The sequence below is a fragment of the Pseudomonas prosekii genome (assembly GCF_900105155.1).
Classification (GTDB): domain Bacteria; phylum Pseudomonadota; class Gammaproteobacteria; order Pseudomonadales; family Pseudomonadaceae; genus Aquipseudomonas; species Aquipseudomonas prosekii.
Map to the genome: position 1 here is coordinate 1,401,857 of NZ_LT629762.1, position 25,440 is coordinate 1,427,296.

The following is a 25,440-nucleotide window of genomic DNA, read 5'->3' on the forward strand; positions in this document are numbered from 1 at the left end:
CGAGGATTACTTCGATGTCGCGCTCTGAAAGAAGGCCGCCGGTTTGTTTAAAAAATCGTCTATGCGCACCTGCAACTGGGTCCAGTCAGGCACGGTCAACAGGTCCAGATCGGGCAGCATCAGGCCGGTGCAATGCGCGGTAATGAATTCGGCGCGTTCCTTGGCGGTCTTGAGTTTTTTCATCGCTTTGGTCGCGCGCAGCACCGGCATTTCCAGGCTCAGCGTGGTCATGCTGCGGCCGCCCGCATTGAGTGGTTGCAGCAATTGCACTTGATCGGGATCAGGCGATTGCGCGAGGTCAGATTTTTCCTCGGCGGCGTTGGCCTGCTGCAGGAAATGCGAGGCCGGACGCGTCGACATTTCGTGCACGTACTGGGCGATGCTCACGTAGTCAGGGCGTTTGAGCTGATCGAGCTCCTTGACCGACAAACCGCTGGCCAATTTCGCCAGTTCGAAAAACTGATCGTCCTCATCGTCACCGGCGCGGGCCAAAGCGTCTTTTTGCGCGGCGTAAAACAGCGGTTTGAGTTTGATCTGGGTGATCTGCGATTCGTCGTCAGCGGTAATCGGCGACAGCAGCACATGCGTAGGAGGTATCCAGGACATGAAGGGATTCCTTGGTGGATCGTGGGGAGGTATCGCGCCATACCGCTCAATCAAAGTGCATCGCGGGAGCGAGCGTGTTCGCGAAGGCTTGGCCTCATCCGGCAGCAATGTGTCGGGCACGGCGCTACCGCGAGCAGGCTCGCTCCCATAGGTTTTGCGTTTAACCGGCGGCGGTGGCGCGGATCAGGTAATCAACACCGCGCGGCGGGCGTCGCCGAGGATGTCGACGCCGTTGAGCATGAACTTCTGGGTACGCACGTCGATGTCGACTACAGGGATACCGTTTTCAATACGGTTGTACGTGCGGCAAGTGAGTTCCAGCGCAGTGGTGGGTTTGTCGCCCATCTTCATCTTGGTCTCGGTCAGAATTTTCAGCTTGCCGCCGACCGTGTGGTAGGTGAACCACGTGTTGCCATCCTGATCCTGACCGGCTTCACGCACGCTCAACAGAATGTCATCACCCATGTTCACGCCCATCGCCAGCATCACTTCCGGGCCCATGCCCTGCAGGGTCAGCGTGCAGGCGAGCGGCTTGGCGCCCTTGACCATTTGCTCGACGATAAAGCGCCCGCCGCGCATGTCCTCCACGTCGAATTCAATCTTCGGCGGGGTGAAATCGTCCACGGTCGCCGACAACGGCAGGCCCTGCAGGGTGGCCGCAATGGCCTGTCTTACACGGTTGGTAAACATTAGAGAACATCCTCCAGGAACTGCTCGATGATTTCATCGCGGGCGTTGAGTTGATAAACCATGTGTTCGTTCGGCGCGAAGCGACCGTAGTCGATGACGATGAACCAGGTGCCGTTCTTGTACTTCTCGACGCTGTTCAATTCCGGGTGCAGGTACACGCTGCCGCCGGGAATGGTTTCGTCGGCGACCAGGGTTTGCAGCCAGTCGTTGATGCGCTTGACCTCTTGATCCATGAAGGATTTGGTCAGGTTTTTGGCCATGGCTTTCTGTCCGGCCTTGACCAATTTGCGGCTGATCGCATCTTCGAGGCCGACGTAGCTGATGAACTTGCCGGTGATCGAACGGTTACCCAGCAGCGAGAAGCCGCCGAGGATGGTCCGGGCGTAATAGCTGATGCCGTAGCGGTTAAGCAGATCGCCCTCGGTGGAGGTGTCGAGAATGTTGTATTCGACAACCCGCGAAACGTCCTCGGCGTAGGTCACCTGGCTGCCCGGACTTTCCCATTGCTTGACCTTCGCCAGCGCGGCGATGGCCAGGCTCGATGGCGCGAGGAACACGTTTTTCTTCGCGACCTTGGAGTACACCGCCGGCATGTTGTGCACCAGCAGGCAACGGTCGAAACCGAGGTCCGCACCGCCCAGTTCCTGGCTGTAAGTCACTTGATCAGCGACCGCGGCATCCTTGCCGTCGAGCACTACACGGGCCTTGATGCGCTTGCCGAACGAAGCGAATTCGCTGGCCACTGCTTTGGTCCCGGTGAAGCCTGGCGCACCGATGATGGTCAGGTCTTCCGGCACACCGCCCAACGCAGCCAAGCCGAGTTTGCGTCCGGTCACCGGCTCGACACCGCCGATCACGTTGTTGACGGTGTCCGCCGCGGCGCCGCCCGCTTCGACGATGACCACATAGACCGGCACTTTCACCACTTTGAGAATCTGGTACACCGCGTGAAACAGCGTGCCCGACTCGGCGCCCGTCGGATCGAGCAGCCCTTGGGTGGTGAAGCTGTTGATGCGAAACGGCGAATTGCGCGGGATCAGCGGATCGGCGTTGGGCGCAGTGCCGACCAGACCGATAACGTTGTCGCCCAGGCCACCCATGGCCTCGGGCGATTCAGTGGCATTGACGGTAATGCCGTTGTGCTCGAAGTTCAAAACCTCAGCCATGGTTATTCAGCCTTCTTGGCAGCGGCCTTATCGGCCTGGGTGGTAGGAGTTTTCAGCTCAAGGCGACCGGCACTCAGCAGTGCGTTGGCTTCGACGTCGAGCAAGTCGAGGTCCTCGCCAGCGGTCGACCAATGACCACGCCCAACGGGGAATGGGACGAGGACGGTGTAAGTTTGGCGTTCTGCCATTTTGGTTTCTCCAGAAACGAAAAAGCCCCATTCGATTGGGGCTTTCGGGTGGTGTTGGGATGTAGCGGATAAGAAAACGCCCCGACGGTGGGGGCGCTTATTGGAGCTGGCCGGACAGCCAGGTGGGTGCAACGGGGCGGTGATCCTCCAGAGGAAACTCCGCGCCTTGCGGCCAGTCGCGCAGCTTGCGCCGGTAGACTTGCAGCTCGGCGTATTGCTCGGCAGTTAAGCTAGTCGTAACTCCCTCCTCTAACTCATCACGGTGGCGTGTTATCACGCCATCGGTCGCTGTAAGCCGGGCATCACGCCATGTCCGCTCTGCTAACGCGGCCTCCTGCAGGGAAGGTAGTGGTCGATCGATAAGTATCGGATAACCACGATCATCAGGAGCAATCATTTTGCCAAGAGATTGCCCTCGCAACATTTCGTGGCGGCACTCGTCCGTTATTTCTACCGCATCTTCGGGAATCAAACAGTTCTGGCTGACGACTTCAAGCATGTCGGGAACAGCACTCATATCGAGTACATTCCGTATCGTTGTCGGCTCTTCACCCTCGTTCCTCATCAACTCATCGCCAACCTGCACCGACTCCCCCGGCAGTAGGACGATATTGATCTTTGGCCTGATCCAAGCAGGGTCCTGAGTCATAGTCAGGCGAGCACCATGAATCTCGGCGCTGTAAAAACCGCCTGTTTGCGCAGAATAGAACATAGGATCTCCTTAGTAGCCGATGGCAATCCATCGCGCAATTTGCTGACCTGCATACAGGTTTTGAAGTTTGTATTGGCTAGCGCTGACCATATCGGCGTTGACCGTGCCCTGCGCCGGGGTTCCAAAAGTCGCAACGATGCTTAAGCATCCATTCGTAAAGGCAATAGGATACGAGTAGGTCGTGGTGGCACTAGCGGGAAGGTTCTGATAACCCCACTGCATAATCAGGCCACTCGGTAACTTCTGGCTGCCATTTGGAAGCATTGAACTTGCAAACGCTGGCGAGTACTTGAGTTGGGAGCCTCCCGCTATGCGCCAGGACAAACCGTTCCAAAGAATCTCTGCGGTGTCTCCCGCTTTCACTGGCAGGCTGGGGGTGTCGGTGCTGCCCATAGACATAGGGCTTCCACCCTGGGCGATGAAAGTAATCACCCCCGTGTTTACCGACGAAACCGTAATTCTCCACCCCGGAATCAACCCGCTGGCGAGTGGCAAAGTTACGCTGAAGGTTGAAGAACCAAACAATGCAATCTCTTTACCGCTATCTGCTGGTAGCAGGGTAGTAGCGACGTCTAGAGGCTTAACCCCAGACGCGTTACCCAACGCTCGCTGAACGAACGACGTCGTGGCAAGCGCTTTCGAATCATCAAACAGCGGAGGCGTATTCGCCGTAGGGCTGACCAATGCAGGCGCATTGAGCGGCGCAAAGCCTTGCGTCACGTTCTGGAACGTCAACGCCGTGGTGCCCAGGACAATTGCTCCATCAGTGATCAACTGCCAGCGGGTATCGGCCAGCGTTGCCCCCTGCTCCACGGAGACGATCAGACCCGACGTCACGTCTGCACTGACATCCGCGTCTTTCGCCCGCACCCAGGCCGCGACTGCGGCAACATAGATGCCGTTATCTTTCGCGGCCGTCTGGTTTTTAACCAGAACCCGATCACCCGCAACAACTGCAATGCCATCAATTGTTTGAGGTCCGGCCAACGTGATGTTAGCGGTAGTCGCGACGCGTACCGATTGCTTGCTGTCGAGCTTGGCGAGTTCGTCAGCGACATAGGAAGTAACCCACGCACGTGTCGCTTTCACCACGGTGTCGTCAATCAGCAACGTCACCAAGGACGCATTACTGGTTTCGAAAATCGAGCGAATGTAGAACTCTTTCCCCGACCCCGACGTGGCCAGAACCGGTTTGAACGACTCCGGGTATTTGACGATGGCGTACAAAACCCCGGTATCGGTCCAGATCCCGGCCTCGCGCACATACCAGCCGCCCACGTCCGGTGGGATGGTCACTTCAGCGAGCAGCCAGCTCGGGTTTTTCTCATCCTGGAACAGTGCATTGAGCGGCCCGCGCCAGACTTCGCGCTTGAGTGCGGTGTCGGTGGCGGCCGGGTTGTAAACCGCACCGCCGCCGTCACCGACGGAAATCTGGGACAACTTGATCGGCAGGCCCGCCGCTTTGCAGGCAGTTTCGTAGGCGATCCCCGCGTTGGTAAGCAGGGTGTAGTAGTCGGCCATTTAGGACCCCTGAGGATAAATAGTGGAGGTTTCGACGGTGTAGAGCCCGGCGGCCATGAAGGCCTGACCCGAGGCTTCGAGCCCTTCGATGAAAATCGGATAAACCGTGGTCAGTTCGCCGCATAGGGTGGCGGCGCCGATGACGTGATTGCCGAAGGCACTCAGGCCGACGGAGACCTTTAAGGTGTCGCGCTCACCTTTGGCGTCCGCCAGGCGTCGATCAAGGCGCGCATCGATTTCTTCGCTGTAAGGCTGTTCGGTAAAAGCCCTGACGGAAAAGCTGTAAGGCGCGCCCGGAGGCGTTTGCTCGTACCAGGCCCGCACATCGGGTTGGAGCCGCAAACCTTTGGCGGCGTTTTCCAGCGCCTTTCGAGTACCGGCCTGCCGTGCGGTGGGCCAAGCGAGTTCGACCGTCAAGCGCTTCTCAGCTTCAGGCGCTTCGGAACTCCACTCGCTGACCCCGCGATCCGCGCCGAGGTATGGCAAGAATGCCATTGGTGTCTCAGCCGGATTCATCAACTGCGGAAACGGCGGTTGAATGCGCTCCAGCAATCTGCCGAAACCAATATCCAGTGCCCTTTCCAGCGCTGAACTGTTGGCCGGCAGCAGGCTCGGGCGCGGTCGGTGATCACTCATAGCGTGTCCACCTCAACCTCGACGCCCGTGCAATACGGGGCCTGGAATGCGCTTGTGACAATCGGCGCCAGCGGTTCAAGGATTTGCAATTGAACCGCGCCGGCGCTGTGCAGCGTGTAGTCGATCCAGCTCGGGTCGACGCGTCCTTCGAGGCGATGACACGCATCGGCATAGGCTTGCAACTGCTGCTGCGCGGCGACTTTGGTCAATCCGGAATCCGGGCCGGCGTTGATCTTCGCGACGACGCGGATTTTGTAGTTTTTGATTTGCGCGCCTTGCACAGTGACGAGGTCCGTTTCCGGGCGCACGTCGGGCCGGGCAAAGTGCTGGCGCACGCCTTGCAACAGTTCAGCGGACGGCGTGCCATCGCCCTCTCGGGCAAGCACCGTGACCCGCACTTCGCCAGGCGCAGTGCGACGGCCGTTGCCATCCTTGACCTGTGCGGCGAAGCCGTCCGGGCTGAAGGTGTAAGTGACGGTCAGCACCCCGGCAAAGGCGCTGTCGACCTTCACTGCGGGCCGTTCGCCGAGGGTGAAAACTTCCCGCCGATACTGCATCCGCGACCCCGCCGCCGGTGCATGCGGCGCCAGGTAATAACGCAACCGGGCGTCATCGTCGCTTTCGTAAACCGGCGGCACGGGCGGGAATGCCGCCGGGTCGCCGGGGTCCAGCAATTGACGCTCAAGGCCCATGTCCGCGAGGCGTGCATCAAGGTTGCTGCCAGTGGCCCACCACGCCAGCATCTGCTTGATCCGGGCGTTGTATTTACGTTCGTGGATTTGCAAACGCACGCAAAAGGCTTCGAGCGCCAGGGTCAGCAATTCGCTTTCGTTGTCGAGGCTGACCAGCAGTTTTGCCGCACTCTCGGGCGAACGGGCGCCGACGTATTCCACGACAAAGGTCTTGAACTCGGCGAGCAAGTCTTCAAAGACCTCGACCGTGACGATGGCCGGCTCGGCCAATTGGTTTTGGCCGGGGATCAACATACTCATGTCACCACCTCGAAGGTCTGTTGACGGTTTTTCCAGGTGCCGGCGAAGCGCAGCAGCAATCCCGCCCCCTGCCGACTGGCGACGATGACTTGCGGCTCGAAATCACCGATGCCGTTTTGCGCGTTGTAAAAGGCTTGCGCAGCGTGGCTCTGGGCGAGGATCAGCACATCGTCGCCAAGGTTTTGCCCGAGTAGTTCGGGGAGAGTGCTGCCATACAAAGGGCGTTTTTGACGAGTGCCCAGAGGCGTGGTCAACGCCCGAGTGGCGCGCTGCACAAACTGCGGCCAATCGTCGACGCTGGCGCCGGTGTTTCTATCGATTCCGATCATGGGGAAGACTCTTTATGCGGTACTGATGACGCGGCCCTGGTGATCCACCAATGGGCCGCTCAGGTGCACGCCGCCGGCGTCGATCAGCAGGCCGACCGCGCCGAGCTGCAAGGTAATTGCCTGCGGCGTCATCGCCAGTCGGGCCGCGCCGATGTTCAGTTCCAGAGACTCGCGAGAGCCGGTAAACGCGGCCGGGCCGTTTTTCCAGTGGAAGACATGAGCGGCGTGGTCGTAACCATTTTCGCTGCCGTCCTGATAGAGGCGACGCGTCAACGAAGCCTGCGTCGAGGCCGGCGGATACTGGTCACCGTTAAGCCCGAACAGCGCAACGGACTGGCCGCCGCCCTCGCCCCCGCCATGGTTGAGCAGCAGGCATTGCTCGCCGACAGAGGGAATCCGCGATTCGCTCTGGGCGCCGGCACTCGGGTTGAAAAAGCGAATCGCCGGTGTCAGCAAATCACCGTGGCTGACGCGGCAGGTATTGCTCGCCGGATCGACCTGCTGACATACGCCAATCCGACAAAAACTGTCGGCGCGCCGGTACAGGTCATCGAGCTCGGTGTCGATTTGCGCCAATCGTTCGATGATCGGCCCCAGTTGCATCGTTAGCAGCGCTTCCAACATGCGCTAGTCCTCCAGTGCGGTGTATTGAGCCGGGTCGTCGATGTCCGACACTTCCCAGGTGCGGGCAAATTTCGCCACGCCGATCGGGTCGTCGAGCAACAGCGGGCCGAGGTACAGCGTCTGGGTGAAAGAAACCGTCCAGGCGTGGTATTGCCGTGTCGCGCTGAGGAACACTGATGGCAGGCCATCGATATTCAGCGGCACGTCGCATTGATCACCGGGGAGCTTCCAGCAGTTATCGGTGATCAGGTGTTTCAACTCGCAGGCCAGATCCCAACCCGGTTGCGCGGTCGGCAGGACGATTTGCAGCGACACCGTCAGGGCATGTGCAATACGTCCGTTATTGGCGCGGTCGCCGGGTTCGTCGTGGTCAATCGCGATCAAAATCCAGGCGGATTCGTCGTCGCTGGCAAAGTCTTGGTGAAGCCCGGTCTTCAGGCCGGGAAAGGCAATCCGCAGCGTTTCGGCGATGGCCGCAACAAGCTGCGAAGGTTTTTCCAGTACGACGGTCATTGATGCCTCCAGGGCTGCGGCTTATGGCTGATCAGAACGAGAATCACGCGGCGGCACATCGCAGACACCAATGCGCTTCGCCGCCCAACGCTCGTAAAGCCCGATGGCCACGTCCGCCCCGGCCATCGCCGTCAGGCAACCGAATGCGCAAGCCGCCCAGATCGACACCCCGGCGGCGTACAGCAACATGATTGCCGAGACCCCGCAGATCACGCAGGCCCCGGAGCGCAATGCCAGGCGCCGGATCAGCGCCCAGCCTCGGGCGCCCTCCTTGTCGGCGCGCCACATTTCGCCAGACACCCCGCCCACCAGGGCGAGGACGATGACAAGCCAGATCGGCATGTCCAGCAACGCTTGTTGCTCGTTTGTCATGTCACACCTCCTGGTGTAATTGATGAAGGATGAGTTGGTTGTCTTTGTGTGTGGGTAGAGGAATGGATAGGTGTTTCAAACCTTGTCTCTCGACGTGCCTGACATCAGGTAGGCATTCCAAAAAGCCCGGCAGCGCGCCGGGCTTTTCAGTAATGCGGTCCTTCGCTGATCGTTCGGCGCTACTGGCGCGGTACGGATCGATTCAAATTGTTTTTCCGACCGCGGTCCCTGCCCGCCGGATAACTGCTTTTGGTGCTTTACGCTGCACACCCGGGTCAGTTGCCAACCCTCTGAACCGTTGAGGCCGGTTCATCGCTGCCTTTGTCGTGGAACTAAAGATCCTGGTTTCGAGCTGCTTTGTTGAGCCGCTTGAGACAAAGAATATGCATGGATGCATATACAGTCAATGCGTAAATGCATTTATTTATGCATGATGGATGCGCAAACGCATGGAAGCCCCGCGAATGCGGGTGTTGGCAGTTTTCTGCAGACGAAAAAAAACCCGCCGGGCAGCGGGTTTTATCGGCGGGCGGTGACGTTAGCGGGCGTACATGCCCCACCAGAAGACGTGACCGAGGATGACGATTTGCTCTTCCTGGATTTCCTGGAAGGTGTAGTCCTCGTCCGGGTGTTCGTCACGATTGAAGCTGCGCAGGCGAATACCGGTCGGCAAGCGGTAAAGCTGTTTCACCCGCAACTGGCCGTTATGGTTGATCGCATAGAGGTCACCGTCGACGATGTCGCCGATCCCGCACTTGCCGGCGTTGACCCCGACGGTCGCGCCATCGCGCAGCACCGGCAACATGCTGTTGCCGCGTACCGTCACGCATTTGGCTTGATCGAACTGCACCCCGTTGTGCCGCAGGCTGCGTTTGCCGAAGCGCAAGCTTGAGCGCTCGCTCTCTTCGATGACGAATCTTCCTGATCCTGCCGCCAATTCAACCTCGCGAAGAAAGGGCACGGACACCTCGTCGTCATCAACTGGGGTGTCGTCGTCCCACAAACTTATGTCCTTGAGTTCGGAATGTAGATGATCGCGGCCACCGCCAGCGGCGGGCGCAAGGTCCATGCGCCCGCGCAACTGGTCGGTGCTCACGGCGAAGTATTCGGCGATCTTCGAAATGTGTTTATCCGAAGGATCGACAATCTTCCCGCTGAGAATCCGCGAAAGCGTGGATTGCGGCACACCCGTGCGACGGTGAAGCTCCGTGGGGGAGATCCCGTGCTGATCGAGCAATGCTCTTAAGACTGAGGAAACGTTGCGTTTTTGCATAACGCGAATAATGCTTGATGTTTTTCAGGAAAACAAATGCAGATATGCATAAACCTGAAAAAAGAGGTCTGCCGCCAGCTTCTGTGAGTGCTTTGCTGACCCTGCCCTGCAAAGTAGGCACACAATTCTTGTTTTCATTTACTACCGCTTCAACCTTGACTGACCGGGCTAAGCTTCGCAGCTCCGAAGATTACGACTAACAAAAAGGAGTTTGCTCGTGGTGAATGAGACGATACCCGCAAGGCATCAAATGACGCCTGGAGAGATAAAGGTATCTGCCCAAGCGGTGAGCTTCGCTCGTGCAAACAAGAAGGCAATCGGAACGCGTCGGACGAACCAAGCAATTTATCCCCCGGAAGAAGCACCGGTGTCGGTGTTCATGGCGGGCTCCCCTGGGGCTGGTAAAACTGAAGCATCAATCGCCCTTTTGAATCTTTTCGCCGATACGAAAATCTTGAGGATTGATCCGGACGAGCTTCGGAACGAGTTTTCGGAATACACCGGTGCTAACTCTTGGCTTTTTCAGGGCGGCGTTTCGATCCTCGTCGAAAAAATACTCGACTTCGCTCTCGACCAGAGACAATCTTTTCTACTCGACGGCACGTTTTCAAACATTGATGTCGCCAGAAAAAATGTCGAGAGATCCTTGAAAAAGGGACGGTTTGTACAAATCCTGTACGTCTATCAAAATCCACAACTTGCCTGGGGCTTTGTCAAAGCCCGAGAGGAAGCGGAGGGCAGAAGAATTCGCAAGGCGCATTTCATCGATCAGTATTTCGCAGCGCGTGACGTTGTAAACGCACTTAAGCTAGAGTACGGCAGCGATATACATGTGGATTTGCTGCTCAAACATATCGATAACTCAGGACGTCTTTACAAAGCCGGCGTCGATAAGATTGACTACCATATACCTGAGCGCCATACGCGGGCCGATCTTGAGGCCACGCTCGAATTATCATCAGGAGCGAAATCATGATTTCGATCAAGCCAGGCAGTAACAAGGGTGCCAAAAGCCTTTTTGCCGACTTTATCCGTAACGCTAAATCGGAGCAAAAAAAACGCGTTTACAGTGAGGTTTTGATCGAGGCGACCAAACAGCAGAATCTTGTGATGATGCAAGTCGAGACCAAACAAGGCTGACAGCACTTCGCAGATCATCGAGAAGCCCGGCCAAATGCCGGGCTTTTTTTGTTCCACGGTAATGGTCCGAGGCGCCATCGGGCTCAGATGCCTGCGCCCCACAGACCACCCATGTTAACCTTGCGCCCATCGCGGAAAAGCCGGGCCGATGCCCCTCCTTTGCCCTACATCTTTCAACGAGTTTTCCTGATTTCCGATGAATAAAGCACTCTCCGATCTGTCCTCCCACACGCCGATGATGCAGCAATACTGGCGTCTGAAGAATCAGCACCCCGACCAGTTGATGTTCTACCGCATGGGCGACTTCTACGAGATCTTCTATGAAGACGCGAAGAAGGCCGCCAAGTTGCTGGACATTACCCTGACGGCCCGGGGGCAATCGGCGGGGCAGGCGATTCCGATGTGTGGGATTCCTTACCACGCCGCCGAGGGTTATCTGGCGAAGCTGGTGAAGCTTGGCGAGTCGGTGGTGATCTGTGAGCAGGTCGGCGATCCGGCGACCAGCAAAGGCCCGGTTGATCGTCAGGTGGTGCGGATTATTACGCCGGGCACAGTCAGTGATGAAGCGTTGCTCGATGAGCGTCGCGACAACCTGATCGCTGCGGTGCTGGGCGATGAGCGTCTGTTCGGTCTGGCAGTGCTCGACATCACCAGCGGCAACTTCACCGTGTTGGAAATCAAGGGTTGGGAAAATCTGCTGGCGGAACTGGAGCGGGTCAATCCGGTGGAACTGATGATCCCGGATGACTGGCCGAAGGACCTGCCGGCGGAGAAACGTCGTGGGGTTCGTCGCCGTGCGCCGTGGGATTTCGAACGCGACTCGGCGTTGAAAAGTCTCTGCCAGCAGTTTTCCACGCAAGACCTTAAAGGCTTCGGGTGCGAAAACCTGACGCTGGCGATCGGCGCCGCCGGTTGCCTGCTCAGCTACGCCAAGGAAACCCAGCGCACCGCCCTGCCGCACTTGCGCAGTTTGCGTCATGAGCGCCTGGACGACACCGTGGTGCTCGATGGCGCGAGCCGTCGCAACCTCGAGCTCGACACCAATCTGGCGGGCGGGCGCGACAATACCCTGCAATCGGTGGTCGATCGCTGCCAGACCGCCATGGGCAGCCGCTTGCTGACCCGCTGGCTCAACCGTCCACTGCGCGACTTGACTGTATTGCTCGCGCGTCAGACCTCGATCACCAATCTGCTCGACAGCTACCGTTTCGAAAAGCTGCAACCGCAGCTCAAGGAAATCGGCGACATCGAGCGAATTCTGGCGCGGATTGGTCTGCGTAACGCCCGCCCTCGCGACCTCGCTCGCCTGCGTGATGCCCTCGGCGCGCTGCCCGAGTTGCAAGTGGCGATGCGCGAGCTCGAAGCCCCGCACATCATTCAATTGGCCGCGACCACCAGCACCTACCCGGAACTGGCGGCGCTGCTGGAAAAAGCCATTATCGACAACCCGCCAGCGGTCATCCGTGACGGCGGCGTGTTGAAAACCGGTTACGACGCCGAACTCGACGACCTGCAATCGCTCAGCGAAAACGCCGGGCAGTTCCTTATTGATCTCGAAGCGCGCGAAAAGGCCCGCACCGGCCTTTCGCACCTGAAAGTCGGCTACAACCGCATTCATGGCTATTTCATCGAGTTGCCGAGCAAGCAAGCCGAGTCGGCGCCTGCAGACTACATCCGGCGCCAGACGCTTAAAGGTGCCGAGCGCTTCATTACGCCGGAACTCAAAGCGTTCGAAGACAAGGCGCTGTCGGCCAAGAGCCGTGCCCTGGCGCGCGAGAAGATGCTCTATGAAGCGCTGCTCGAAAGCCTGATCGCGCAACTGCCGCCGCTGCAAGACACCGCCGCTGCACTCGCCGAACTGGACGTGCTGAGCAACCTCGCCGAACGTGCGCTGAACCTCGATCTGAACTGCCCGCGTTTCGTCGAAGAGCCGTGCATGCGCATCAGCCAGGGTCGTCACCCGGTGGTCGAGCAAGTGCTGAGCACGCCGTTTGTGGCCAACGACCTGAGCCTCGACGACAACACGCGCATGCTGGTGATCACCGGCCCGAACATGGGCGGTAAGTCCACTTATATGCGCCAGACCGCGTTGATCGTGTTGCTGGCGCACATCGGCAGTTTCGTCCCGGCGGCCAGTTGCGAACTGTCGCTGGTGGACCGGATCTTCACCCGCATCGGCTCCAGCGATGACTTGGCCGGCGGGCGTTCGACGTTCATGGTCGAAATGAGCGAAACCGCGAACATCCTGCACAACGCCACCGAGCGCAGCCTGGTGTTGATGGACGAAGTCGGTCGCGGCACCAGCACCTTCGACGGCCTGTCGCTGGCGTGGGCGGCGGCCGAGCGCTTGGCCTATCTGCGCGCCTACACGCTGTTCGCCACGCACTACTTTGAACTGACCGTATTGCCGGAAGCGCAACCGCTGGTGGCCAACGTGCACCTGAATGCCACCGAGCACAACGAACGCATCGTCTTCCTCCACCACGTGCTGCCCGGCCCGGCGAGCCAGAGCTACGGCTTGGCGGTCGCGCAACTGGCCGGCGTGCCGAGCGAAGTGATCGTGCGTGCTCGCGAGCATCTGGGTCGCCTTGAGGCCACCGCCCTGCCCCACGAAGTACCGAAACCGGTCAAGGGCAAACCGGCCGCGCCGCAGCAGAGCGACATGTTCGCCAGCCTGCCGCATCCGGTGCTCGACGAACTGGCTAAACTCGACCTGGATGATCTGAGTCCGCGTCGTGCGTTAGAAATGCTCTATGCACTAAAGACACGGATCTAACGCACTTGCCTGCAAGCTGTTAGAATCTCGCGCGGTTTGGGATGCTGCAGGCGTTTAGCCGGCCTGCAGACTATCGCTCCCAAACCTGGCGACCCCAACGTGAAGGGGCTCCGCTGCCGCCGCCTGAGGAGAAAATTAGAAATGACCTTCGTCGTCACCGACAACTGCATCAAGTGCAAGTACACCGACTGCGTAGAAGTCTGTCCGGTGGACTGCTTTTACGAAGGCCCGAACTTCCTGGTGATTCACCCGGATGAGTGCATCGACTGCGCACTGTGCGAACCGGAATGCCCGGCCGTGGCCATTTTCTCTGAAGATGAAGTCCCGGAAGACATGCAGGAATTCATCCAGCTGAACGTTGATCTGGCCGAGATCTGGCCAAACATCACCGAGAAGAAAGAATCGTTGCCCGATGCCGAAGAGTGGGATGGCGTCAAAGGCAAGATCAAGGATCTCGAACGCTGATTGCCCCGCGTTCTCGAAAAAGGCCCCTCGCGGGCCTTTTTTGTTTTTCCAGCAGCAAACGACTTTTCTGCAGGCGAAAAAAAGGGGCGGTTTGACCCGCCCACATTTCGTCCTTATTCCCTTTAATCCTTTTCATCGTCCTGATGAATTGCGTCCTGCAATGTCCTTTCCCCTCATCCTTGAAGGGTGTGTCTGTCCGTCGACACAGTTCAGATACTAGAGAAATCCCTGACATCGGCAACCGGCCTGCGCAGCTGGTTCGGGCTGTCATATGAGCTTAATGAAAATAAATATCTTTAATTTTCAGTTAGTTAAAGACCAACACCCAACAAAAGCGCCAACTGCCAACCTGTAAAAATAACGAACACTTACGAGAGAGTAAGCGAAGTCTTACAGCACGAGTCTACGATCCAGTGGTTTCCTGCCGACAACAAAAAGCCCCGAACCAGTCGGGGCTTTTCATTGCCAGTGAATGACCGCTTTATTGGAACAGCGACTCACTCGACAGGCCGTTCTTCTCGAGAATCTCGCGAAGTCGCTTGAGGCCTTCAACCTGGATTTGCCTGACCCGCTCCCGGGTGAGACCGATTTCCAGGCCCACGTCTTCAAGCGTGCTGCTCTCGTGACCGCGCAGGCCGAAGCGGCGAATGACCACCTCGCGTTGCTTGTCGGTCAGCTCCGAAAGCCACTGATCAATGCTCTGGGACAGGTCATCGTCCTGCAGCAGTTCGCATGGATCGGTCGGGCGATCGTCAGTAAGGGTGTCCAGCAGGGTTTTATCCGAATCCGGACCCAGCGAGACGTCGACCGAAGAAACCCGCTCGTTCAAGCCCAGCATGCGCTTGACCTCGCCCACTGGTTTCTCCAGCAGGTTGGCGATTTCTTCGGGTGAGGGTTCGTGATCGAGCTTTTGCGTCAGCTCGCGTGCAGCCCGCAGGTACACGTTGAGTTCCTTGACCACATGAATCGGCAGCCGGATGGTCCGGGTCTGATTCATGATCGCGCGCTCGATGGTTTGACGAATCCACCAGGTTGCGTAGGTCGAGAAGCGGAAGCCGCGTTCAGGGTCAAATTTCTCCACTGCGCGGATCAGACCGAGGTTGCCCTCTTCGATCAGGTCCAGCAGCGACAAGCCGCGATTGACGTAGCGTCGGGCGATTTTCACCACCAGCCGCAAGTTGCTTTCAATCATGCGTTTGCGCCCAGCCGGATCGCCACTTTGCGACAAACGGGCAAAATGCACTTCTTCTTCCGGGGAAAGCAGAGGGGAAAAGCCGATTTCATTGAGATACAGCTGCGTAGCATCGAGTGCCCGTGTGTAGTCGATGTACTTGTGCTGCTTTAGCGAAGCGGAGTGTTTGGATTTAGTACGAACGGAAGGTGGAGCTGCCCCTTCATCGTCCGACATCGATTCCGTGGCGATGCCGGTCTCCATAAGGAGAACCTCATCGTCGATGTCAAACTCCGGCACTTCTTTACTGAGAGCCATTGTTATAGTCCTTTGGTGAGTTCGACCTCAAGCTCAAGCGGCGCCTTTATCCTTGGCAGCGCTGAAGCCTGTCCCCTCTACGTGACGGAACAGGCTGACAACAAATCAACGACGCGGCAGGAATTGCAGCGGATCTACAGGTTTACCTTGGCGGCGAATCTCAAAATGCAGTTTCACCCGGTCTGTGCCCGTTGACCCCATTTCGGCAATTGTCTGCCCGACTTTGACCTGCTGTCCCTCCCGAACCAAAAGCCTGCGGTTATGTCCGTAGGCACTGACGTAGGTATCGCTGTGTTTGATGATGACTAATTCGCCGTAGCCCCTTAAGCCACTCCCGGCGTATACCACCGTCCCATCAGACGCAGCTAAAACAGGCTGTCCCAAATCCCCGGCGATATCAATTCCTTTATTCAAACTACCGTTTGAAGAGAATTTACCAATCAATATGCCATTAGATGGCCATCCCCAGCCGGTCGGGGCTGGGCCCGCTGGAGGCAGTGGAGCAAGCGGAACCTTGCTCGCGACGGACGGTGCAACCACCGCTGTGCTGGTCGTTGCGCCATTCGGCTGGCGGCGGATTACCGTGGTTTTCAACGTCGAGGAAGGCGTTGAAGTGGACGAGCTCGACACCGTCGGCGGCGTTGAACCGGCGCGACCGTCAAAGCGAATTGTCTGACCCGGATGGATCGTATACGGCGTAGGAATATTGTTCCGTGCGGCGAGGGCTTTGTAGTCCCAGCCGTAGCGAAAAGCGATCGAGAACAAGGTGTCTTTTGGTCGAACGACATATTGCCCGGTGGTCACTGCCGGACGCTGGTTGACCGATTTGTTGCGATCGACCACGCCCACGGTGCTCGACTTGGTGCTGGAGCAACCGACCAGCAACGTGCTCAAGACAAGGCCAGTCACCAGGCGCTGAAAGCTTGCTGTACCCATACGCTGCGCAATGACTGTGAGACTCACCCGCCGCTCCCTTTGTGGTGGCTGAAAATATGGATTGCCGTGTTTCGGCACGAAATGTCGCAAGTATAACGGGCGATGCAGGCTTTACCTTTAATGAAGCGAATTCACCGCTCGCACACGTTTGCTGCCCGCCGATGAATCCCGTTTAAACAAACGTCGCCGCTGTAAGACACGGCCGATCTGTGAGAATTCAGCGCCGCCGAACAAATGCTCAGGCCAGCGGCCCGTTGAGCAGTGGCACAAAGCGCACCGCCCCCAGCACACGTCTGGAAAAGCCCTGTTCTTCACGGATGATCAGCATCAATTGCTGGACCTCGCCGGAGCCGACCGGGATCACCAGGCGTCCGCCCGGAGCCAATTGATCGAGCAACGCTTGCGGCACATCAGTGGCGACGGCGGTGACGATAATGCCGTTGTACGGCGCAAGTGCCGGCCAGCCTTCCCAACCATCGCCCCAGCGGAACACCACGTTGCGCAGGTTGAGTTCGACCAGACGTTCCTTGGCTCGATCCTGCAAAACCTTGATGCGCTCCACCGAGAACACCCGCTCAACCAGTTGCGACAACACAGCAGTCTGATAACCCGAGCCGGTGCCGATCTCCATGACCTTGTCCAGCGGACCGGCCTCCAGCAGCAGCTCGCTCATGCGCGCCACCATATAAGGCTGGGAAATGGTCTGGTTGTTGCCGATCGGCAGCGCGGTATCTTCGTAGGCGCGGTGCGCCAAGGCTTCGTCAACGAACAGATGACGAGGCGTGCGGCGGATGACTTCCAGCACTTTGGCGTTGCAAATGCCCTCTTCGTACAACCGTTGAATCAAGCGCTCGCGGGTACGTTGCGAGGTCATGCCGATGCCGCGACGGAGCATATCGTCTTGTTCACGACCCATTAGTGCAGCCCCTCCAGCCAGCCATCGAGACTTCTGAAGGCATCATTGAAGGTGCGATCCAGTTGTAGTGGAGTGATTGAAACATAGCCCTGCATCACCGCATGAAAGTCGGTGCCCGGGCCGCCATCCTCGGCGTCGCCGGCCGCGGCAATCCAGTAACCGGACTTGCCGCGTGGGTCCACCACTTTCATCGGCGCGGCAGCGCGGGCGCGGTGCCCGAGGCGGGTCAGTTGAATGCCGCGGATGTGGTCCAGCGGCAGGTTGGGAATGTTCACGTTGAGTACCGTGCGCGGTGGCAATTGGAGGTCGGCGTGAGCCTCGACCAGTTTGCGCGCAAAGTAAGCGGCTGTGGGAAGGTTCTCCACTTGCCGTGAGACCAGCGAAAAGGCAAACGCAGGACGTTCGAGGAAGCGCCCTTCGAGGGCCGCCGCCACCGTGCCGGAATACAACACGTCGTCACCGAGGTTGGCGCCGAGGTTGATCCCCGAAACCACCATGTCCGGACCGCGTTCCAGCAGGCCATTGAGGCCCAGGTGCACGCAATCGGTCGGTGTGCCATTCAGGCTGATAAAGCCGTTGGCGAGGGTTTGCGGGTGCAACGGACGGTCGAGCGTCAGCGAACTGCTGGCGCCGCTTTTGTCCTGGTCCGGGGCGATAACCACGCACTCGGTGAAATCCGCCAGCGCAGCATAAAGCGCGGCGAGACCGGGTGCGGTTACCCCATCGTCGTTAGAAATCAGAATACGCATGGGCTGTCCGTCTGCCCCACCGGCACCAGATCGACGAGTTCGCGCACCAATACGGTGGCGAAGCATCCGGCCGGCAGGACGAATTCCAGTTGCAGAATGTCAGGCTCGGGATAATGCCACGTCAACCCAGCAATGGGCAGCCGCAGGATGCGGCGTTCGTGACTCATACCGGCGTTAATCAACCAGTCGCGCAAGTCTGCTTCGCGGTTGGCGATTGCCTGCTCTAGTTCATGGACAGCGCCCGTCGTCGGCGAGTCACCTTCGCCCCACTGCGGGCCGGTCGGGTGCAGGTCAAGAATCGCCAGGCGCGGATCGCTGCATTCAGCCTCACCCGCCGGAAAAAAACTGCGGCTGTCGGTGAAGGCCAGCAGATCGCCGACCTGCGCACGCTGCCAGGTACCGTCGGCAACCCGCGCCGCCAACACTTGGTTGAAGAGAAAACTGCGTGCCGTGGACAACAGACGCGAACGCACATTGCGCTGTTCCGGCAACGCTTTGCGCGCCGCCCAGGCACGCGCATCAACGACGTTGCCGCCGTCAAAACCAAAGCGCTGGGCGCCGAAATAATTGGGAATACCCTGCTTGGCGATCAATTGCAGACGCTCTTCGATCGCCGCTTTGTCGCCGGCAAATTGCGTCAGGCGCAACGTGAAACCGTTGGCCGAATGGGCACCGCGTTGCAGTTTGCGTTTATGCCGACCGGTCTTGAGGATCTTCAACGTGTCGTTTTCAGCCGCCGACAGATCCGGGTCAGCCTTGCCCGGCAGTTGCACGCTGAACCACTGGCGCGTCAATGCCTGACGGTCCTTGAGCCCCGCGTAACTGACGGTGCGCAACGGCACGCCGGCAGCCTTGGCAATTCGCCGGGCCGCTTCTTCAGTGTTCAAACCGCGTTTTTCCACCCAGATCCACAGGTGTTCGCCGTCGCCACTCAGGGGAATATTGAGGACTTCATCGACCTGGAAATCTTCCGCCGTGGCTTTCAGCACGGCGCTGCCGAGGGCATCACCATACGCACGCGGGCCGAGCAATTGCGCTTCGTTCATGCGCGCAGCAACAAGGCAACGGAATGCACGGCGATGCCTTCTTCGCGACCGACGAAGCCGAGCTTCTCGGTGGTGGTAGCTTTCACGTTCACTTGATCCAACTCAACTTGAAGATCCGCGGCAATCAGCGCGCGCATCGATTCGATATGCGGGGCCATTTTCGGGGCCTGGGCGACGATGGTGTTATCGACATTGCCGATTTTCCAGCCCTTGGCGTGGATCAGCGCGACCACGTGACGCAACAGCGCGCGGCTGTCGGCGCCCTTGAAGGTCGGGTCGGTGTCCGGGAAATGTTTGCCGATATCGCCCAACGCAGCCGCGCCGAGCAAGGCATCGCTCAAGGCGTGCAGCAGGACGTCACCGTCGGAATGAGCGAGCAGCCCGAAGCTGTGTGCAATGCGCACGCCGCCCAGAGTAATGAAATCGCCTTCAGCGAAACGGTGCACATCATAGCCGTGGCCAATACGCATAAAAAAACGCCCCGATTTTTGTCAGGGCGTGATTCTACCCGCATTACTCGGCTAGGGCGCGTGCGTGATGCTGTAAGTGATCGTCAATGAAGCTGGCGATGAAGAAATAGCTGTGGTCGTAGCCCGGTTGCAGGCGCAACGTCAGCGGGTGGCCGGCAAGTTTCGCGGCATGCTGCAGGGCTTCAGGCTTGAGTTGAGTGGCGAGAAAATCGTCGCGATCGCCCTGATCGACCAGCAACGGCAGCTTCTCGTCGGCCTCGGCGATCAGCGCGCAGGCATCCCATTCACGCCACTTTGAACGGTCCTCGCCCAAGTAGCGGGAGAAGGCCTTTTGACCCCAAGGGCAATCCATCGGGTTGTTGATCGGCGAGAACGCCGACACTGACTGATAACGCCCGGGATTGCGCAACGCACAGACCAGCGCACCGTGGCCACCCATGGAATGGCCGCTGATGCCGCGCTTGGTCGATGCCGGGAAATGCGCTTCGACCAGTGCCGGCAATTCCTGCACCACGTAATCATGCATCCGATAGTGCCGCGACCAGGGTTCCTGTGTGGCATTCAGGTAAAAACCGGCACCGAGGCCGAAATCCCAGGCGCCATCCGGATCGCCCGGCACATCGGCGCCGCGCGGGCTGGTGTCCGGCGCAACAATGATCAGCCCGAGCTCGGCGGCCATGCGCATCGCGCCAGCCTTGTGCATGAAGTTTTCGTCGGTGCAGGTCAAACCGGACAACCAGTACAGCACCGGCAACTTGCCGCCCTGCTCCGCTTGCGGCGGCAGGTATACGGCAAACACCATGTCACAACCGAGCACCTCGGAACGGTGCCGATAACGCTTGTGCCAGCCGCCGAAGCTTTTCTGGCAAGAGATGTTTTCCAGGCTCACGGGAATCCTCCCAGTTGCACGCCACCCGCCTCAAGCTGCAAGTCGAGGCGCGCTCGCTTGCAGCTTTTGGCGGGAGGCCTGTCGCTGTTTTTAGAAATGGATGACGGTACGGATGCTCTTGCCTTCGTGCATCAGGTCGAATGCCTTGTTGATATCTTCCAGGCCCATGGTGTGGGTGATGAAAGTATCCAGAGGGATCTCGCCGGTTTCGGCCATTTCGACATAGCTCGGCAACTCGGTACGACCGCGCACGCCACCGAACGCCGACCCGCGCCAGACGCGCCCGGTGACCAGTTGGAATGGACGCGTGGCGATTTCCTGGCCAGCACCGGCGACACCGATGATCACCGATTCGCCCCAACCCTTGTGGCAGCACTCAAGGGCTGCACGCATCAGTTGCACGTTGCCGATGCATTCGAAGGAGAAGTCGACGCCGCCATCGGTCATGTCGACGATGACTTCCTGGATCGGACGATCGAAGTCTTTCGGGTTGACGCAATCGGTCGCACCCAATTGCTTGGCGATTTCGAATTTCTCCGGGTTGATGTCGATCGCGATAATCCGCCCAGCCTTGGCTTTGGCAGCGCCGATGACTGCTGACAGGCCAATGCCGCCGAGGCCAAAAATAGCCACGGTGTCACCCGGTTTGACCTTGGCGGTATTGAGCACCGCGCCGATGCCGGTGGTGACACCGCAGCCGAGCAGGCAGACTTTTTCCAGTGGCGCTTCTTTCGGAATCTTCGCAACGGAGATTTCCGGGAGCACGGTGTACTCGGAGAAGGTCGAGGTGCCCATGTAGTGGAAAATTGGCTGACCCTTGTAGGAAAAGCGCGTGGTGCCATCCGGCATCAGGCCTTTGCCCTGGGTCGAGCGAATCGCTTGGCACAGGTTGGTTTTGCCCGACAGGCAGAATTTGCACTGGCGGCATTCCGGGGTGTACAGCGGAATCACATGATCGCCCACCGCAACCGAGGTCACGCCTTCGCCGATGGCTTCAACCACGGCGCCACCTTCGTGGCCGAGGATCGACGGGAAGATGCCTTCCGGGTCGGCGCCGGACAAGGTGTAAGCGTCGGTGTGGCAAACCCCGGAAGCCACGACGCGAAGCAGAACTTCACCGGCCTTCGGCATGGCGACATCGACTTCAACGATCTCAAGGGGTTTCTTCGCCTCGAAGGCTACGGCGGCGCGCGACTTGATCATGCTGACTCTCCAGAGAATCCAATGAATAAAAAAACAAGAACAGGAGTGTAATACATGGCCGAACGATGAATAATCGGGCCAAATGCAAAATATTATTGCCGTACAGGGATAATCAACGATGTCTGAGAATCGTTGGGAAGGGATCGACGAATTTGTCGCCGTTGCCGAATGCAGCCAGTTCACCGCTGCTGCGGAGCGTCTTGGGGTTTCTTCCTCGCATGTCAGTCGACAAATCGTACGTCTGGAAGAACGACTTCAGACGCGATTGCTGTATCGCAGCACGCGCCGAGTGACGCTGACTGAAGCCGGGCAAACCTTCCTGCAACATTGCCAGCGTTTGCAGGATGGCCGCGAAGAAGCGCTGCGTGCGGTCGGCGATCTGACCAGCGAGCCCAAAGGCATGCTGCGCATGACTTGCGCGGTGGCTTACGGCGAGCGCTTTATCGTGCCGCTGGTGACACGGTTCATGGCGCTGTATCCGCAACTGCGGATCGACATCGAGCTGAGCAATCGCCAACTCGATCTGGTGCATGAAGGCCTCGATCTGGCGATCCGCCTCGGTCGCTTGCAGGACTCCCGACTGGTGGCCGCACGCTTGGCGCCGCGCCGCATGTACCTGTGCGCGTCACCGTCCTACGTGGAACGGTATGGTCGCCCACACAGTTTGTCGGAATTGAGTCGGCACAATTGCCTGATCGGCAGTTCGGATCTGTGGCAACTGGAACAGAACGGCCGCGAATTTTCCCAGCGAGTGCAGGGCAACTGGCGTTGCAACAGTGGGCAAGCGGTGCTGGATGCGGCGCTGTTGGGCGTGGGGTTGTGTCAGTTGCCGGATTATTACGTGCTGGAGCATTTGAAAAGCGGCGAATTGATTTCGTTACTGGAAGCGCATCAACCGCCGAATACCGCGGTGTGGGCGCTGTATCCACAGCAACGGCATCTGTCGCCGAAGGTTAGGAAGTTGGTGGATTATTTGAAGGAAGGGTTGGCTGAGCGGCCGGAGTATCGGGTCTGAGTGATGTGTTGACCGAACCACCGCCATCGCGAGCAAGCTCGCTCCCACAGGGGTTACGCGTCGAACTCAAATCCACTGTGGGAGCGAGCTTGCTCGCGATGGCGGCAGGCCAGTCAACAAAAAACTCAGCGGCGATTAGCCCAACGTAACCGCAACCATTCCAGATCTTCCGGCCGCGTAACCTTGAGGTTATCCGAGCGCCCTTCAATCAAGCGTGGTGCCAGACCCACCCACTCCATCGCCGACGCTTCGTCAGTGATAACGGCATCCGCCACCAGACTGTCAGCCAACGCCCGATGCAGCGCGCCGAGGCGAAACATCTGCGGCGTATACGCTTGCCAGATCACACTGCGATCCACGGTTTCAACCACGCGCCCGTGCTTGTCGACGCGTTTCAGCGTGTCCCGCGCCGGCACTGCGAGCAAGCCACCGACCGCATCATCGGCCAGTTCACCGAGCAATTTGTCCAGGTCATCGCGCGCCAGATTGGGCCGCGCAGCGTCGTGCACCAACACCCAGTCTTCTTCGTCGGCACCCAACGCGTGCAAATGCAGCAAGGCATTAAGCACCGAAGCGGAACGCTCGACGCCGCCGTCGACGCGCTGAATCCGCGCATCGTCAGCACAGGCCAGGTTTGGCCAATAAGGATCATCAACAGCAAGACTGACCACCAGGCCTTTCAGGCAAGGATGGTCAAGGAAACAGCCGAGGCTGTGTTCGAGAATTGTTCGGCCGCCCAGTTGCAGGTATTGCTTGGGACGGTCCGCAGCCATTCGGGCACCGACGCCCGCGGCAGGAATCACGGCCCAGAAGGCCGGTAACGACTGGATCATTGAGCCAACTGGTAAAGGGTTTCACCGTCCTTGACCATGCCCAACTCATGACGAGCTCGCTCTTCAACGGTCTCCATGCCTTTCTTCAACTCACTGACTTCGGCGTCCATCACCCGATTGCGCTCCAGCAAGCCTTCGTTCTCAGCGTGTTGATCTGCGATCTGCTGAGTCAGCTCGGCCACTTGCGCCAGGCTGCCATTTCCCACCCACAGGCGATATTGCAGGCCAGCCAGCAGCAGGAGCAAGACGAGGAACAACCAATTGGGACTGCGCATCGAATATCAGGTATCCAGTGAAAAAAGACAGCCATGCCAAAACTATGAAGCTTCTGATAGCACGAAGCCTGGAAGACCCAGGCTTGTGCTCTTGAGACATCAGATTAGTGGCAAATCCATCGCTGTCGCGACTTATTTCGACACAATCCCATACCTTTTTACCGTGTAGCGCTTTTTACCACGTACAGCTCAACCGCGGAATTCGCTGCGACCGTTGTACTTGGCTTTGCCATTCAACTGCTCTTCGATACGCAGCAGTTGGTTGTACTTGGACACGCGATCGGAACGGCACAGCGAACCGGTCTTGATCTGGCCAGCCGCAGTGCCCACGGCCAGGTCGGCAATGGTCGAATCTTCGGTTTCGCCGGAGCGGTGCGAGATCACGGCGGTGTAACCGGCAGCCTTGGCCATCTGGATGGCTTCCAGGGTTTCGGTCAGAGTGCCGATCTGGTTGAACTTGATCAGGATCGAGTTGGCGATCTTTTTATCGATGCCTTCCTTGAGGATCTTGGTGTTGGTCACGAACAGGTCGTCGCCTACCAATTGGGTCTTCTCGCCGATCTTGTCGGTGAGGATCTTCCAGCCAGCCCAGTCGGACTCATCCAGGCCATCTTCGATCGAGATGATCGGATAACGTTCGGTCAGGCCTTTCAGGTAATCAGCGAAACCTTCAGCGGTGAACACCTGGCCTTCGCCGGACAGGTTGTATTTGCCGTCTTCGTAGAATTCGCTGGCCGCGCAGTCCAGTGCCAGGGTCACGTCGGTGCCCAGCTTGTAACCGGCGTTGGCCACGGCTTCGGAGATCACTTTCAAAGCGTCTTCGTTGGACGCCAGGTTCGGCGCGAAACCACCTTCGTCACCAACTGCAGTGCTCAGGCCACGGGCCTTCAGCACAGCTTTCAAGTGATGGAAAATCTCGGTGCCCATGCGCAGACCTTCCGAGAAAGACTTGGCGCCAACCGGCTGAACCATGAATTCCTGGATGTCGACGTTGTTATCGGCGTGTTCGCCACCGTTGATGATGTTCATCATCGGCACCGGCATCGAGTAAACACCCGGCGTGCCGTTCAGGTTGGCGATGTGAGCGTACAGCGGCAGGTCCTGGTCCTGTGCTGCTGCCTTGGCCGCGGCCAGGGAAACGGCGAGGATCGCGTTGGCGCCCAGGGAACCTTTGTTTTCAGTGCCGTCGAGCTTGATCATCGCGTGATCGAGGGCTTTCTGGTCGCTTGGATCGGTACCCAACAGCAGGTCACGAATCGGACCGTTGATGTTGGCTACGGCTTTGAGTACACCTTTGCCCAGGTAACGGCTCTTGTCGCCATCACGCAGCTCGAGTGCTTCACGCGAGCCAGTGGAAGCACCGGACGGCGCGCAAGCGCTACCGATGATGCCGTTATCGAGAAGCACGTCCGCTTCGACGGTGGGATTGCCACGGGAGTCGAGAACTTCACGACCTTTGATGTCGACGATTTTTGCCATTGTTGTAAACACTCCAAAGTTGACGAAAACGACGCAGCTAGAGGAAATCTTTTACCGTCGGCAAGTGATGTGCAGCGGGCAGTCTTGCGGACGATAAGGCTCAGGCCCGAGGGCCTGAACATTAAATCGTGCGGTAC

General features: G+C 58.6%; 29 protein-coding genes. 5 read left to right on the forward strand and 24 right to left on the reverse strand.

Annotation, left to right across the window (positions count from 1 at the left end; translation table 11 throughout):
- Positions 1-6: 6 nt before the first annotated feature.
- From BLU01_RS06530 to BLU01_RS06590, 13 genes are all read right to left on the reverse strand, one after another.
- A complete protein-coding gene (locus tag BLU01_RS06530; protein ID WP_092272337.1) occupies positions 7-606 on the reverse strand; it encodes a phage tail assembly protein in 600 nt (199 codons plus the stop codon).
- 183 nt (positions 607-789) lie between these two features.
- The gene (locus tag BLU01_RS06535) at positions 790-1,296 is read right to left on the reverse strand and encodes a phage major tail tube protein (RefSeq protein ID WP_092272340.1); all 507 of its coding nucleotides are present in this window, start codon (positions 1,294-1,296) and stop codon (positions 790-792) included.
- Positions 1,296-2,462: a phage tail sheath protein gene (locus BLU01_RS06540; RefSeq protein WP_092272343.1), complete on the reverse strand. Its 1,167-nt coding sequence runs from the start codon at positions 2,460-2,462 to the stop codon at positions 1,296-1,298. Before BLU01_RS06540 ends, BLU01_RS06535 begins: the two co-directional genes overlap by 1 nt.
- A 2-nt stretch (positions 2,463-2,464) precedes the next feature.
- Positions 2,465-2,650 (reverse strand): hypothetical protein, encoded by a 186-nt coding sequence (locus tag BLU01_RS06545; protein WP_092272346.1) that lies wholly within the window; start codon positions 2,648-2,650, stop codon positions 2,465-2,467.
- Positions 2,651-2,747: 97 nt separating this feature from the next.
- Positions 2,748-3,362 carry a phage tail assembly chaperone gene (locus BLU01_RS06550; protein WP_231987133.1) on the reverse strand — a complete coding sequence of 205 codons (615 nt, stop codon included), beginning with the start codon at positions 3,360-3,362 and terminating at the stop codon, positions 2,748-2,750.
- A gap of 9 nt (positions 3,363-3,371) precedes the next feature.
- The gene (locus BLU01_RS06555; protein ID WP_092272349.1) at positions 3,372-4,883 is read right to left on the reverse strand and encodes a phage tail protein; all 1,512 of its coding nucleotides are present in this window, start codon (positions 4,881-4,883) and stop codon (positions 3,372-3,374) included.
- Entirely contained in the window at positions 4,884-5,519 is a 636-nt protein-coding gene (locus BLU01_RS06560) for a phage tail protein I (RefSeq protein WP_092272352.1), read from the reverse strand.
- On the reverse strand, positions 5,516-6,511 hold the full coding sequence (locus BLU01_RS06565; RefSeq protein WP_092272355.1) for a baseplate J/gp47 family protein: 996 nt from the start codon (positions 6,509-6,511) through the stop codon (positions 5,516-5,518). Before BLU01_RS06565 ends, BLU01_RS06560 begins: the two co-directional genes overlap by 4 nt.
- Positions 6,508-6,840 (reverse strand): phage baseplate protein, encoded by a 333-nt coding sequence (locus tag BLU01_RS06570; protein ID WP_092272358.1) that lies wholly within the window; start codon positions 6,838-6,840, stop codon positions 6,508-6,510. The genes BLU01_RS06565 and BLU01_RS06570 overlap by 4 nt, the downstream gene beginning before the upstream one ends.
- A 12-nt stretch (positions 6,841-6,852) precedes the next feature.
- Complete coding sequence (locus BLU01_RS06575) at positions 6,853-7,464, reverse strand: phage baseplate assembly protein V (protein WP_092272361.1); 612 nt, start codon at positions 7,462-7,464, stop codon at positions 6,853-6,855.
- Between the two features lie 3 nt (positions 7,465-7,467).
- A complete protein-coding gene (locus BLU01_RS06580; protein ID WP_092272364.1) occupies positions 7,468-7,977 on the reverse strand; it encodes a hypothetical protein in 510 nt (169 codons plus the stop codon).
- Between the two features lie 21 nt (positions 7,978-7,998).
- Positions 7,999-8,349, reverse strand: coding sequence for a phage holin family protein (locus tag BLU01_RS06585; RefSeq protein WP_092272368.1), 351 nt, complete (start codon positions 8,347-8,349; stop codon positions 7,999-8,001).
- 538 nt (positions 8,350-8,887) lie between these two features.
- Positions 8,888-9,622: a LexA family transcriptional regulator gene (locus BLU01_RS06590; RefSeq protein WP_092272372.1), complete on the reverse strand. Its 735-nt coding sequence runs from the start codon at positions 9,620-9,622 to the stop codon at positions 8,888-8,890.
- Positions 9,623-9,872: 250 nt separating this feature from the next.
- On the opposite strand from BLU01_RS06590, the gene BLU01_RS06595 reads away from it, so the two are divergent.
- The 4 genes from BLU01_RS06595 to fdxA all read left to right on the forward strand — a co-directional run bounded on the left by BLU01_RS06595 (position 9,873) and on the right by fdxA (position 14,003).
- The gene (locus BLU01_RS06595; RefSeq protein WP_092281491.1) at positions 9,873-10,598 is read left to right on the forward strand and encodes a zeta toxin family protein; all 726 of its coding nucleotides are present in this window, start codon (positions 9,873-9,875) and stop codon (positions 10,596-10,598) included.
- A complete protein-coding gene (locus BLU01_RS27740; protein WP_167370419.1) occupies positions 10,595-10,762 on the forward strand; it encodes a hypothetical protein in 168 nt (55 codons plus the stop codon). Before BLU01_RS06595 ends, BLU01_RS27740 begins: the two co-directional genes overlap by 4 nt.
- A 196-nt stretch (positions 10,763-10,958) precedes the next feature.
- On the forward strand, positions 10,959-13,538 hold the full coding sequence (mutS, locus tag BLU01_RS06600; RefSeq protein WP_092272375.1) for a DNA mismatch repair protein MutS: 2,580 nt from the start codon (positions 10,959-10,961) through the stop codon (positions 13,536-13,538).
- Positions 13,539-13,679: 141 nt separating this feature from the next.
- Positions 13,680-14,003 carry a ferredoxin FdxA gene (fdxA, locus tag BLU01_RS06605; RefSeq protein ID WP_064393166.1) on the forward strand — a complete coding sequence of 108 codons (324 nt, stop codon included), beginning with the start codon at positions 13,680-13,682 and terminating at the stop codon, positions 14,001-14,003.
- A gap of 481 nt (positions 14,004-14,484) precedes the next feature.
- On the opposite strand, the gene rpoS is transcribed toward fdxA, so the two are convergent.
- The 8 genes from rpoS to BLU01_RS06645 form a co-directional block, all read right to left on the reverse strand.
- The gene (rpoS, locus tag BLU01_RS06610; RefSeq protein ID WP_092272378.1) at positions 14,485-15,492 is read right to left on the reverse strand and encodes an RNA polymerase sigma factor RpoS; all 1,008 of its coding nucleotides are present in this window, start codon (positions 15,490-15,492) and stop codon (positions 14,485-14,487) included.
- 105 nt (positions 15,493-15,597) lie between these two features.
- A complete protein-coding gene (locus tag BLU01_RS06615) occupies positions 15,598-16,455 on the reverse strand; it encodes a peptidoglycan DD-metalloendopeptidase family protein (RefSeq protein WP_092272381.1) in 858 nt (285 codons plus the stop codon).
- Between the two features lie 211 nt (positions 16,456-16,666).
- Positions 16,667-17,302, reverse strand: a complete 636-nt coding sequence (locus tag BLU01_RS06620; protein WP_177327881.1) for a protein-L-isoaspartate(D-aspartate) O-methyltransferase — start codon at positions 17,300-17,302, stop codon at positions 16,667-16,669.
- A 41-nt stretch (positions 17,303-17,343) separates the two neighbouring features.
- The gene (gene surE, locus BLU01_RS06625; protein WP_092272386.1) at positions 17,344-18,093 is read right to left on the reverse strand and encodes a 5'/3'-nucleotidase SurE; all 750 of its coding nucleotides are present in this window, start codon (positions 18,091-18,093) and stop codon (positions 17,344-17,346) included.
- A complete protein-coding gene (gene truD / locus BLU01_RS06630) occupies positions 18,081-19,139 on the reverse strand; it encodes a tRNA pseudouridine(13) synthase TruD (RefSeq protein ID WP_092272390.1) in 1,059 nt (352 codons plus the stop codon). Before truD ends, surE begins: the two co-directional genes overlap by 13 nt.
- Complete coding sequence (ispF, locus tag BLU01_RS06635) at positions 19,136-19,609, reverse strand: 2-C-methyl-D-erythritol 2,4-cyclodiphosphate synthase (RefSeq protein WP_092272393.1); 474 nt, start codon at positions 19,607-19,609, stop codon at positions 19,136-19,138. Before ispF ends, truD begins: the two co-directional genes overlap by 4 nt.
- A gap of 43 nt (positions 19,610-19,652) precedes the next feature.
- On the reverse strand, positions 19,653-20,498 hold the full coding sequence (gene fghA, locus BLU01_RS06640) for an S-formylglutathione hydrolase (protein WP_092272396.1): 846 nt from the start codon (positions 20,496-20,498) through the stop codon (positions 19,653-19,655).
- A gap of 90 nt (positions 20,499-20,588) precedes the next feature.
- Positions 20,589-21,701 carry an S-(hydroxymethyl)glutathione dehydrogenase/class III alcohol dehydrogenase gene (locus BLU01_RS06645; RefSeq protein ID WP_092272399.1) on the reverse strand — a complete coding sequence of 371 codons (1,113 nt, stop codon included), beginning with the start codon at positions 21,699-21,701 and terminating at the stop codon, positions 20,589-20,591.
- Between the two features lie 118 nt (positions 21,702-21,819).
- Between BLU01_RS06645 and BLU01_RS06650 the strand changes: the two genes are divergently transcribed.
- Positions 21,820-22,716 (forward strand): LysR substrate-binding domain-containing protein, encoded by an 897-nt coding sequence (locus BLU01_RS06650; protein WP_092272403.1) that lies wholly within the window; start codon positions 21,820-21,822, stop codon positions 22,714-22,716.
- Positions 22,717-22,841: 125 nt separating this feature from the next.
- On the opposite strand, the gene ispD is transcribed toward BLU01_RS06650, so the two are convergent.
- The 3 genes from ispD to eno form a co-directional block, all read right to left on the reverse strand.
- On the reverse strand, positions 22,842-23,549 hold the full coding sequence (gene ispD / locus BLU01_RS06655) for a 2-C-methyl-D-erythritol 4-phosphate cytidylyltransferase (protein WP_092272406.1): 708 nt from the start codon (positions 23,547-23,549) through the stop codon (positions 22,842-22,844).
- Positions 23,546-23,824, reverse strand: a complete 279-nt coding sequence (ftsB, locus tag BLU01_RS06660; protein WP_008028992.1) for a cell division protein FtsB — start codon at positions 23,822-23,824, stop codon at positions 23,546-23,548. Before ftsB ends, ispD begins: the two co-directional genes overlap by 4 nt.
- A 189-nt stretch (positions 23,825-24,013) precedes the next feature.
- Positions 24,014-25,303 carry a phosphopyruvate hydratase gene (eno, locus tag BLU01_RS06665; RefSeq protein WP_010462792.1) on the reverse strand — a complete coding sequence of 430 codons (1,290 nt, stop codon included), beginning with the start codon at positions 25,301-25,303 and terminating at the stop codon, positions 24,014-24,016.
- Positions 25,304-25,440 lie beyond the last annotated feature (137 nt).

Excerpts from the sequence above, each read along its gene's own strand:
- BLU01_RS06530 (WP_092272337.1), bottom strand. The coding sequence starts at position 606 with ATGTCCTGGATACCTCCTACGCATGTGCTGCTGTCGCCGATTACCGCT.
- BLU01_RS06535 (WP_092272340.1), bottom strand. The coding sequence starts at position 1,296 with ATGTTTACCAACCGTGTAAGACAGGCCATTGCGGCCACCCTGCAGGGC.
- BLU01_RS06540 (WP_092272343.1), bottom strand. The coding sequence starts at position 2,462 with ATGGCTGAGGTTTTGAACTTCGAGCACAACGGCATTACCGTCAATGCC.
- BLU01_RS06545 (WP_092272346.1), bottom strand. The coding sequence starts at position 2,650 with ATGGCAGAACGCCAAACTTACACCGTCCTCGTCCCATTCCCCGTTGGG.
- BLU01_RS06550 (WP_231987133.1), bottom strand. The coding sequence starts at position 3,362 with ATGTTCTATTCTGCGCAAACAGGCGGTTTTTACAGCGCCGAGATTCAT.
- BLU01_RS06555 (WP_092272349.1), bottom strand. The coding sequence starts at position 4,883 with ATGGCCGACTACTACACCCTGCTTACCAACGCGGGGATCGCCTACGAA.
- BLU01_RS06560 (WP_092272352.1), bottom strand. The coding sequence starts at position 5,519 with ATGAGTGATCACCGACCGCGCCCGAGCCTGCTGCCGGCCAACAGTTCA.
- BLU01_RS06565 (WP_092272355.1), bottom strand. The coding sequence starts at position 6,511 with ATGAGTATGTTGATCCCCGGCCAAAACCAATTGGCCGAGCCGGCCATC.
- BLU01_RS06570 (WP_092272358.1), bottom strand. The coding sequence starts at position 6,840 with ATGATCGGAATCGATAGAAACACCGGCGCCAGCGTCGACGATTGGCCG.
- BLU01_RS06575 (WP_092272361.1), bottom strand. The coding sequence starts at position 7,464 with ATGTTGGAAGCGCTGCTAACGATGCAACTGGGGCCGATCATCGAACGA.
- BLU01_RS06580 (WP_092272364.1), bottom strand. The coding sequence starts at position 7,977 with ATGACCGTCGTACTGGAAAAACCTTCGCAGCTTGTTGCGGCCATCGCC.
- BLU01_RS06585 (WP_092272368.1), bottom strand. The coding sequence starts at position 8,349 with ATGACAAACGAGCAACAAGCGTTGCTGGACATGCCGATCTGGCTTGTC.
- BLU01_RS06590 (WP_092272372.1), bottom strand. The coding sequence starts at position 9,622 with ATGCAAAAACGCAACGTTTCCTCAGTCTTAAGAGCATTGCTCGATCAG.
- BLU01_RS06595 (WP_092281491.1), top strand. The coding sequence starts at position 9,873 with ATGACGCCTGGAGAGATAAAGGTATCTGCCCAAGCGGTGAGCTTCGCT.
- BLU01_RS27740 (WP_167370419.1), top strand. The coding sequence starts at position 10,595 with ATGATTTCGATCAAGCCAGGCAGTAACAAGGGTGCCAAAAGCCTTTTT.
- mutS (WP_092272375.1), top strand. The coding sequence starts at position 10,959 with ATGAATAAAGCACTCTCCGATCTGTCCTCCCACACGCCGATGATGCAG.
- fdxA (WP_064393166.1), top strand. The coding sequence starts at position 13,680 with ATGACCTTCGTCGTCACCGACAACTGCATCAAGTGCAAGTACACCGAC.
- rpoS (WP_092272378.1), bottom strand. The coding sequence starts at position 15,492 with ATGGCTCTCAGTAAAGAAGTGCCGGAGTTTGACATCGACGATGAGGTT.
- BLU01_RS06620 (WP_177327881.1), bottom strand. The coding sequence starts at position 17,302 with ATGACCTCGCAACGTACCCGCGAGCGCTTGATTCAACGGTTGTACGAA.
- surE (WP_092272386.1), bottom strand. The coding sequence starts at position 18,093 with ATGCGTATTCTGATTTCTAACGACGATGGGGTAACCGCACCCGGTCTC.
- truD (WP_092272390.1), bottom strand. The coding sequence starts at position 19,139 with ATGAACGAAGCGCAATTGCTCGGCCCGCGTGCGTATGGTGATGCCCTC.
- ispF (WP_092272393.1), bottom strand. The coding sequence starts at position 19,609 with ATGCGTATTGGCCACGGCTATGATGTGCACCGTTTCGCTGAAGGCGAT.
- BLU01_RS06645 (WP_092272399.1), bottom strand. The coding sequence starts at position 21,701 with ATGATCAAGTCGCGCGCCGCCGTAGCCTTCGAGGCGAAGAAACCCCTT.
- BLU01_RS06650 (WP_092272403.1), top strand. The coding sequence starts at position 21,820 with ATGTCTGAGAATCGTTGGGAAGGGATCGACGAATTTGTCGCCGTTGCC.
- ispD (WP_092272406.1), bottom strand. The coding sequence starts at position 23,549 with ATGATCCAGTCGTTACCGGCCTTCTGGGCCGTGATTCCTGCCGCGGGC.
- ftsB (WP_008028992.1), bottom strand. The coding sequence starts at position 23,824 with ATGCGCAGTCCCAATTGGTTGTTCCTCGTCTTGCTCCTGCTGCTGGCT.
- eno (WP_010462792.1), bottom strand. The coding sequence starts at position 25,303 with ATGGCAAAAATCGTCGACATCAAAGGTCGTGAAGTTCTCGACTCCCGT.